The organism is Paenibacillus sinensis (genome assembly GCF_019904155.1).
Classification (GTDB): domain Bacteria; phylum Bacillota; class Bacilli; order Paenibacillales; family Paenibacillaceae; genus Paenibacillus_AQ; species Paenibacillus_AQ sinensis.
The window spans coordinates 40338-48388 of sequence record NZ_JAHCMB010000050.1 but is presented as its reverse complement, the minus strand read 5'-3'; the positions used below and the strand labels follow the sequence as shown (position 1 = coordinate 48388).

The window sequence follows — 8051 nt, the reverse complement described above, 5'->3', positions numbered from 1 at the left end:
ACTATGGATTATAATAGGTTCATAATCACGTCCAAATATGTACATACAAATTTAACGAGCGAATAAATTAGTATTTGAACAAATAGAGAAAGAAGTGAGTACAGGTGAAACCCAAATATCAGGTCATCATAGATGAGATCAAGAGCCATATTCTTTCAGGAGCCTACAGCGTAGGCGAACAAATCCCGACGGAATCGGCTTTGCAGGAAATGTATGAAGTCAGCCGGCAGACGGTTCGAAAGGCCATTCTTGAGCTGTCCAACGAGGGCTTTTTAAGGAGTGAAAAAGGTTCCGGCACCTATGTCAGCAACCAGTTCCGCTCCAAAGCCGGCGGGAATCCCAACAATCGGACAATCGGCGTTATCACGACCTACATTTCGGATTACATCTTTCCTTCCATTATTCGCGGGATTGAAGGACGTTTGAATGAAGATAATTATTCGCTGCTGCTAGCCAGTACCAATAACGATGTCGCGCAGGAGAAGAAGGCCCTGGAAATGATGCTGTCCTTTGGCGTGGACGGTCTTATTATTGAGCCTACGAAGAGTAATCTATACAATCCGAATATCGCGTACTACCTGTCGTTCAAGGAACAGGATGTGCCGTTCATCATGATTAATGCCTATTATGAGGAACTGGATGTGCCGTACTTCTGCCTCGATGACGTACAGTCCAGCTATCTGGCGACCAGGGAATTGATCTCCAAAGGACATACCCAGATTGGCATCATTGCCAAAATGGATGATTTGCAGGGGAAATATCGGATGAAGGGGTATATCAAGGCGCTTGGAGAGGCCAAATTGCGGTTTCACCCCGAGCAGGTGCTGTCCTTCGATACCGAGTCAAAGATGGACCTGTCCACCAACTTAAAGAAGTTTCTAATCGAGAACAGAGACTCGTTGACCGGAATCGTCTGCTACAACGACGAGGTGGGATTAGAAGTCGTAAATGTATGCAGACAACTTGATCTATCCGTTCCGGACGACTTGTCGATTATTGGTCAGGACAATTCCTATATCGCCAAGAATGCAAATATCAAGCTCACGACATTGACCCATCCGCAGGAACAAATGGGACGCGACGCCGCCGATTGGGTCATTAAGAAGCTGCAAGGGAAGAAGGATCTAAGAAACTGCACGTACTATCAGCCGGTGTTGATTGAAGGGGAGACGGTGAAGGAAAGACCGAAGGGGTGAACGTCCTGAGTTGCGCGTATGCTTATGAGGGGCCAATGGGAGCCTATAACAATGGTCTTATAGCAAGGGCCTTATAGCAAGGGGGGAATAATGAGGGTTGCCGCGTGAAAAAACCCTCCTCCACTCCATGATCCGCCAGGATCGAAGGGAAACAGGGCTTATCAGCTAAAAAATCGAGCCGGCACGTCAGTCCCGGCCCGCCTCGTATATCTTCTGCGCCAACATAGCTGGTCTTGTAACCGTATCCGTCATATGGTCCCCGTCGCCAACGATGAGGCGGAACTGCCCGAGCCGTGTGGACATATGCGGATTCCAGCCGAAGCCTTCTCCTTGCGGCAGAACATTGTCCTGATAGAAATATACATAGCTTCTCGGCGTAGTCAGCGAGTAGAACCCTTTAAGATCCAGCTGCTCGAACAGCGGCTTCGCCGGCTCCGGAGTGACGCCTGCATACATCCGCTTGGCTACCTCCAGCGTAGCCGTATTGACGAACAAATCCCGAAACAGCGGGAACGGGAGCATGATCGTATCATCGCCCGAAGCAGCTCTGAGCTGCTCGAAGCCTTGTCTCGTCTGGGGCGGAAGCTCATCGGCAACCGACTCGCCGTCTTTCAGTACGAACGCGTCCCAGAAGACGAGGCGCCGGATGCGGTCCGATACCTGTTCGGCAGTCTTCTGGATGACGCTTCCGCCGAAGCTGTGCCCGACGAGAATGATGTCACACAGGTTCAGCCTCGTAATATAATCGACAACGGACTTCGTGATCATCGCATGCGTAACAGCTTTGTTCGGGTCTTTGCCGTGACCGGCATATTCCGGCGTATGGACGATATGCCCTTTGCTGCGCAATGACGCCGCGACGCCGTCCCAGAAGTGGGCGTCTGCCCAAGAGCCATGCACAAGCACGAAGGTAAGCCGCTGCTGATGGGGCAGCCGGCTGCTATCGGCCGGTTCCATGGCGCCTTGCCTCCAAAGCCATCCGCCTTGGTAATAGGGGGAATAATAACACCCGCAGGGCGTAAATCCCGGGCGATAAGGAAGCATACTCCAACATCCTCTCCAATTGACATAGATCAGCTTATGCCCATTGCTTTTGAGAGGTTCCACCTATTCAATCCGTACTCACGGCGCTTAGCGTATATATCCCATCAGCCAATAAACGCCTTTTCGAATGCATGTATGCATTTGCGATCCTTGGATGTATCCAGCACGGCAAACCTGATTGTTGAGAAAAATAATCCGAAACCTTCATCATCCAGCAGCTCCCGCCACCAGCCCGCGACCTTCACCGGATCATTCCGGAACACACCGCATCCGTATGCTCCCAGGACGAGATGCTGGTCTCCCTTATGCGCGAATAACGCCAGCGCCAGCCGCATCCGGTCTTTCATTACCCGTTCAGCTTGCAGGCTGTCCTCTCCCTTAAGCAGCACCTGTCCATAATTCACGGCGGGCAGCGTCAGCACGGAAGCCGTAACCGGCCGCTTCATGAGAGTAAATCGCTCGTCACGGAAAAAGACCACGTCCGGCGAATAAATCGCATGGTCGGTATACATCATGCTTGGGCAGGCGCGGTTAGCCAAATAGTAGCCTTCGTTGCGAAGCTGCGTATTGTATAATCCACTGGATGCCGCCAGGCTCTCCTCCTGGGCCATAGCTCCGTTCAGAAATCCGCCGCCCGGATTTTTCGCACTGGCGAAGTTGAGCACCCCGACCCGATCTCTCTCCGCTTCGACCAAATCTATGATCGCCTTCACGGTAGCCTCATTGGCGACGGAATAGACTGCCGCTTGCTGCAGCCTCGGCAGCTTATTGCATTCCGTTACCAGCTCCGCCCCCTGTTCGGGTGTGATCAGCTCACTGTTGTCCTCGGAATGCTTCTGCGCCGAGGCAAAATCTACCCGCTGCCCCTCGTATTCATAGAAGCCCTGCTGCTGTATTCGCAAGGTCATCTGTGCTATCTGTTTTCGGTCCACTTCATTCCCCTTCTTTCTGCAATAACTCATCCCGCGCTTCGGTCAGCGCGAATCCCAGCAGGTTTTTGCCCCGCCATTTAACGGGATTCTCTGCGTCCGGGTTGGACCCACCCATGCCGATCCCCCAAATGCGGTCCCGTGGACTGGCTTCCACCAGAATGCGGTTTTTCGTCGATTTGAGGTAATCGCCTAGCTGCGGGTTCTGCGCGAATTTGGCCAGACTGGCGCGCTTGACGATTCCGTAGCACTCCCTGTCCCAGACATCCTTGTCAAAGCTCCGGACCGCGCGCCCGTAAGCCTTCATCTCCTTGGGATGCTTGGCCCGCAAAATCAGTGTCAGCATCTCTTCATCCCCGAACAGCCGCGCCTTCTCCGCCATCATGAACTGCTCGGCGCAGGAATACTCGATTCCTTCAACGGTGAACGGGCTCATCCACCACTGGCTGAAGCAGCTCTTGTCCACACTTCCATCGCTTGGCGGCGTGTGGCCCCAGAAGAACACGAATTTGAAAGTCTTGCCGGCATTGTACGCTTGTCGTAAATCCTCGATTCCGTAAATCATCGGTAATCCTCCATATTTCTTCGATATAGACGGGATGGGCGATGGCCCGCATTTTCGGTGTAATGATCCGTTTCCGCAACGAGATCGGCTACTTTGCGCCGGAAGGCGGCCTTCAGCAGCTCCTTGTCCTGAATGACCTCGTATACCTGCTGCAGCTCTGTTAAGGTGAACAGCTCCGGCATCAGATTAAGCGCGATATCGGTATAATTCACCTTGCCCCGCAAGCGCTCTATGGCGTAGGCGATAATCTTCGCATGATCGAATGCCAGCCCGTCGTTTGACACAATGGAATAAGATGTGGCTGTCGAGCTTTGCTTCACTGTCACTGTCCGTTCCACGACCGCAGCGAGTTCCGCCTCATGTGAGCTTAGCCGCAGCTCATACTGCTGCGTCTTGATATATCCGTCACCGGTCAGCTCCTTGCCTTCCCGCAGCAGCCGATGGGATACCTTGAACCAGGCGGCCTCGGCAGCATCGTCTCCGGCCTTAAGCTCAAGCTGATTGCCGGCCACCAGAGCCATGTAGCTGCAGCTCATCACCCAGGTACGAGGATCGCGCCCAATGTCACTGAACGTATACAGCTGCTCCAGATAGACGTCGTCTACTCCCGTCTCCTCACGTAGCTCTCTCGCCGCAGCCTGCTCCGTCGTCTCATTCGGCCGGACGAAGCCGCCCGGCAGCGCCCAATGGCCCAGATAAGGATGCGCGCCCCGCCGGATCAGCAGAATCCTCAGCTCCTTGTCCGGAAGCTTGCGGTAACTGTCCGCCTCGTTGTCGGTAACGGTGAAGATCACCATGTCCGCCGCCACCGAGGGCCGCTCGTAATCTCCAGCCCGGTACCGCTGCATAAATTCACGCTCCGTCAGACCGTCGCGATCCAGCCTATCCACCAGCTACACCTCCCTCTTCCAAGTTGCTTCATTAGTTGTTCATCTCTCCAAAAAAATTGCTGTACGGCCGGAACCCGGCCAACACCTCATCCACCTTGCGCATCCGCTCTTCCAGGCTTCCTCTCAGCGTAATATAGGGAATTCTGCGCTCCTTCAAATCCGCGATAATCTGCTTGTGAAAAACATGCCGCTTCTGCTCCCCGCTGCGATCCCATGTATCGTCATATGGAATATCGTCGTCGCACAAGAAGAACAGATCGTAACGCTGCGCGTTCTCCAGCGCTAACCGTGTTAACAGCTCCGGAGCCTGTCTGTGATAGTCCAGGGCGTACATATAAGTGGTGATCGCATTGGTATCGACGAACAGATACCGGTTCGCTTGAAGCAGAGCCTGCTCCTCCCGCTCGACATGCCCGGCCGCAATCTCGTCGAATGCTTCCAGACCGATTCTGCGGTCCACCTGATGATCGGTCCAATAATCCCGCCCGTACTCGCTTGCGAATACCGTCCCGTACCTCTGGGCCAAGGCTTCCGTAATAGTCGATTTACCGGTCGACATCGCTCCTACGAACACGACCTTCGTAATCAAGTCCCGGTATACGACATCACTGATGAACTCCCGATATTTATAAGGGTCGGAGCGAATCATCGTTGCCGAGATCGGCACGAACTTGCGCTCTTCATCCACCCGCCGGTCCATGGCACCCAGCGCAAGGCTCATATGCTCGCCGTAGAACTCGCTGGAGTAGAAATGCGTAACCTGCTCGCCATTCAAGAGGCCCAGGATATACTGTTCCTCCCTGATCTCATGCTCCCGATCATTCGAATATCCGTCCGGGCCGTCCCAGGCCTCGATGACTCTTACTGTCGGATAAAGCTCACGAATCCAGTTCGCCCGGACATGCAGCGGAACCGGCATAACCTGCGTGTCATAGATGACAACGATCAGCTCATCGACCTCTTGCAGGGCAGTGTCGAACATGAACTGATGTCCTTTATGCAGCGGAGCGAACTTCCCTAGCGTCAATCCCAACGTTCTCATGCCAGAACCTCCTTAGCCCCTTTGTTCCAAGTGTTATATCCGTAGATCGCGTTGATCAGATACGCGCCCCACATCACGATCATCAGTCCGCCATCGCTGCTTCCTTCCAGCATTCGGATCACCCACAGCAGCACCGTGAAGGCATTCAGGACAATGTAGAGCAGCCATTGCTCCTTGAACCTTCTCACCATCAGAAATGTCGCCACAACCGATAACACTGTCGTCAAGGCATCAATATACGGCGAATTTTGCCCCGGGATGAATGACAGTCCGAACCCAAGTCCAAGGCTGCCCAGTACACATACGACCACTATGAGAAGCAAGCTTCTCTGATCCATCTCCCGCATGGTGAGCTTGCCGTCGTGGCGATGTCTCTTCCACATCAGGAAGCCGATGGCGTTCATGGGGACGAAGAAGAGTAGATTCAGCATGACCTCCCCGAACAATCCGTTGGTATAAGCTAAATAAGCGTATCCGAACGTATTGTACATGCCGAACACATAGGTCATCAGATTGCCCTTGGCCGCGAGAACCACGCATAATACCCCGGTCATGAAGACCGTGAACCCAAAAAAAGTATCCTTCATAATCACAGTCAATACGATTGCCGTTCCGCAGAACAGTCCAAGCCAGACCAATTCGAATAAATTCCAGTTGCCGGGTAATTTCCTCATAGGTGCCCCCTCTTTCTCTTGTGAAAATATCGCGAACGCAGCAGTTAGCTCATCGTAGCCCATCTCTTAGTTCGATATTGATAATAACAATTTGTTACTAAGAAAATACCAGAAAAATCGGCTCCGATCAAGTTATCTTTTTCCAGAAAGTCGCAGCCGCTGCCGGGAACTGTCCAGGCAATGATTGTTGCATGAGCCATAGCGATCCGCTATAATCGTCTGTAATCAACAGTTGAAGGTGATTGAATCATGAAACAAACCCTACTGAATCAACTTCATCATCACAAACAGCGTTAGCACACCTGTATAAAAATCAGGGTGGGCTAACGCTTCTTGCGTTGGCCTCCCTGCGGCATATGAAACGCGCAGGACCAAGAGGTCCAGCGCGTTTTTTATTTTGCCAAATAGAAGGGAATGATTGTGATGCAGAATGTAAAAGGGACCTATGATTTCTTCGGCAAGGAACAAGCGCTCCGAAAGAAAATTCAAACGACGCTTCAGGAAGTGTTTGGACGGTATGATTTTGATGCAATGGATACGACGATCTTGAACGAGCTCGAGCTGCTAACCTCCAAGTATGCAGGCGGCGATGAAATCCTGAAGGAGATGTACCAGCTAAGCGATCAGGGCTCGCGGAGACTCGGACTCCGGTATGATCTGACCATTCCTTTTGCCAAGGTGATCGCCTTAAATCCCGGTATCGAGTTTCCTTACAAGCGGTATGAGATGGGGAAGGTATTTCGGGATGGACCTGTGAAGCGGGGCCGTCTGCGCGAATTTTTACAGTGTGATGCCGATGTCGTTGGAATTGCGGGACCTGAAGCTGAGGCCGAACTCATGCAGTTGGCCGTTGAAGTATTCAAGAGACTGGAAATCCCGATTACATTAAGATGGAACAACAGACGCTTCCTGGGTGAAGTGCTTGAATCCATTGGCGTGCCCTCGGATGAATGGCTGTCTGTCATGCTGACACTCGACAAGCTGAAGAAAATCGGACTAGACGGGGTTATGCAGGAACTAAGAAGCAAAGGGCTGGATGCTCAAGCAGCAGCTGCAATCATGGAGTTAATTCAGCTGGATAACCCTGCGTTTGAAGATGTATCCGGCATGTATGGAATCCAGGACAAACCCGGCGCGCAAGAGGTGCGGTCCCTTCAAGCTCTCATTGAGCAAATAGGGCTGGCGGAAATAGGCAGCTTCGATCTCTTCCTGTCACGCGGGCTGTCTTTCTACACGGGAACCGTGTATGAAATCTTCGATGCTTCGGGCGCGTTTAGCTCCAGCCTGGGAGCCGGCGGCCGGTATGATGCCATAATTGGACAGCTGGTCGGCAGAGAGGATATTCAATATCCGACCGTGGGAATCTCTTTTGGCATGGAATCCATCATGGAGATGCTTGCGAATCGTCCGGTCCAAACCAAAGGCGCTATCGTTACGGTTATCCCTATCGGAAATACGGTTGCAGAAGTGTTGAAGTCGGCGGCATTGCTGCGGGCTAACGGGATTCGGACAAGTATGGACACAAGTGGACGGAAACTGAAAAAGTCGCTTGCGGCCGCCTCTTCCCGAGGAATCCGGTACGTCATGCTAATCGGAGAAAATGAAGCAAGCCTTGGACAGGTACGCCTGAAAGATATGACCGGGATGACCGAAACAGTGCTGACCATCGATGAAGCCATTACAATCATTTCTGATCAGACCGACTAAAGCT

At 52.5% G+C, this 8051-nt stretch carries 8 protein-coding genes; 2 read left to right on the top strand and 6 right to left on the bottom strand.

The genetic code is table 11. The features are described 5' to 3' along the window. Positions 1-104: 104 nt before the first annotated feature. The gene (locus KIH86_RS06870; RefSeq protein ID WP_223081534.1) at positions 105-1196 is read left to right on the top strand and encodes a GntR family transcriptional regulator; all 1092 of its coding nucleotides are present in this window, start codon (positions 105-107) and stop codon (positions 1194-1196) included. 186 nt (positions 1197-1382) lie between these two features. Here KIH86_RS06870 and KIH86_RS06865 read toward each other — a convergent pair whose 3' ends face one another. The 6 genes from KIH86_RS06865 to pnuC form a co-directional block, all read right to left on the bottom strand. After that, complete coding sequence (locus KIH86_RS06865; protein WP_235775295.1) at positions 1383-2153, bottom strand: alpha/beta fold hydrolase; 771 nt, start codon at positions 2151-2153, stop codon at positions 1383-1385. A 191-nt stretch (positions 2154-2344) separates the two neighbouring features. Then, the gene (locus tag KIH86_RS06860; RefSeq protein WP_223081536.1) at positions 2345-3172 is read right to left on the bottom strand and encodes a TIGR02452 family protein; all 828 of its coding nucleotides are present in this window, start codon (positions 3170-3172) and stop codon (positions 2345-2347) included. Between the two features lies 1 nt (position 3173). Continuing rightward, a complete protein-coding gene (locus KIH86_RS06855; RefSeq protein ID WP_223081537.1) occupies positions 3174-3734 on the bottom strand; it encodes an NADAR family protein in 561 nt (186 codons plus the stop codon). Beyond that, on the bottom strand, positions 3731-4624 hold the full coding sequence (locus KIH86_RS06850; protein WP_223081538.1) for an NUDIX hydrolase: 894 nt from the start codon (positions 4622-4624) through the stop codon (positions 3731-3733). Before KIH86_RS06850 ends, KIH86_RS06855 begins: the two co-directional genes overlap by 4 nt. 31 nt (positions 4625-4655) lie before the next feature. Then, positions 4656-5666: an AAA family ATPase gene (locus KIH86_RS06845; protein WP_223081539.1), complete on the bottom strand. Its 1011-nt coding sequence runs from the start codon at positions 5664-5666 to the stop codon at positions 4656-4658. Beyond that, on the bottom strand, positions 5663-6340 hold the full coding sequence (pnuC, locus tag KIH86_RS06840; RefSeq protein ID WP_223081540.1) for a nicotinamide riboside transporter PnuC: 678 nt from the start codon (positions 6338-6340) through the stop codon (positions 5663-5665). Before pnuC ends, KIH86_RS06845 begins: the two co-directional genes overlap by 4 nt. Before the next feature lie 423 nt (positions 6341-6763). Here pnuC and KIH86_RS06835 point away from each other — a divergent pair, with 423 nt between their 5' ends. Continuing rightward, positions 6764-8047 carry a histidine--tRNA ligase gene (locus KIH86_RS06835; protein ID WP_223081677.1) on the top strand — a complete coding sequence of 428 codons (1284 nt, stop codon included), beginning with the start codon at positions 6764-6766 and terminating at the stop codon, positions 8045-8047. Positions 8048-8051: the final 4 nt, after the last annotated feature.

Excerpts from the sequence above, each read along its gene's own strand:
- KIH86_RS06865 (WP_235775295.1), bottom strand. The coding sequence starts at position 2,153 with ATGGAACCGGCCGATAGCAGCCGGCTGCCCCATCAGCAGCGGCTTACC.
- KIH86_RS06855 (WP_223081537.1), bottom strand. The coding sequence starts at position 3,734 with ATGATTTACGGAATCGAGGATTTACGACAAGCGTACAATGCCGGCAAG.
- KIH86_RS06845 (WP_223081539.1), bottom strand. The coding sequence starts at position 5,666 with ATGAGAACGTTGGGATTGACGCTAGGGAAGTTCGCTCCGCTGCATAAA.
- pnuC (WP_223081540.1), bottom strand. The coding sequence starts at position 6,340 with ATGAGGAAATTACCCGGCAACTGGAATTTATTCGAATTGGTCTGGCTT.
- KIH86_RS06835 (WP_223081677.1), top strand. The coding sequence starts at position 6,764 with ATGCAGAATGTAAAAGGGACCTATGATTTCTTCGGCAAGGAACAAGCG.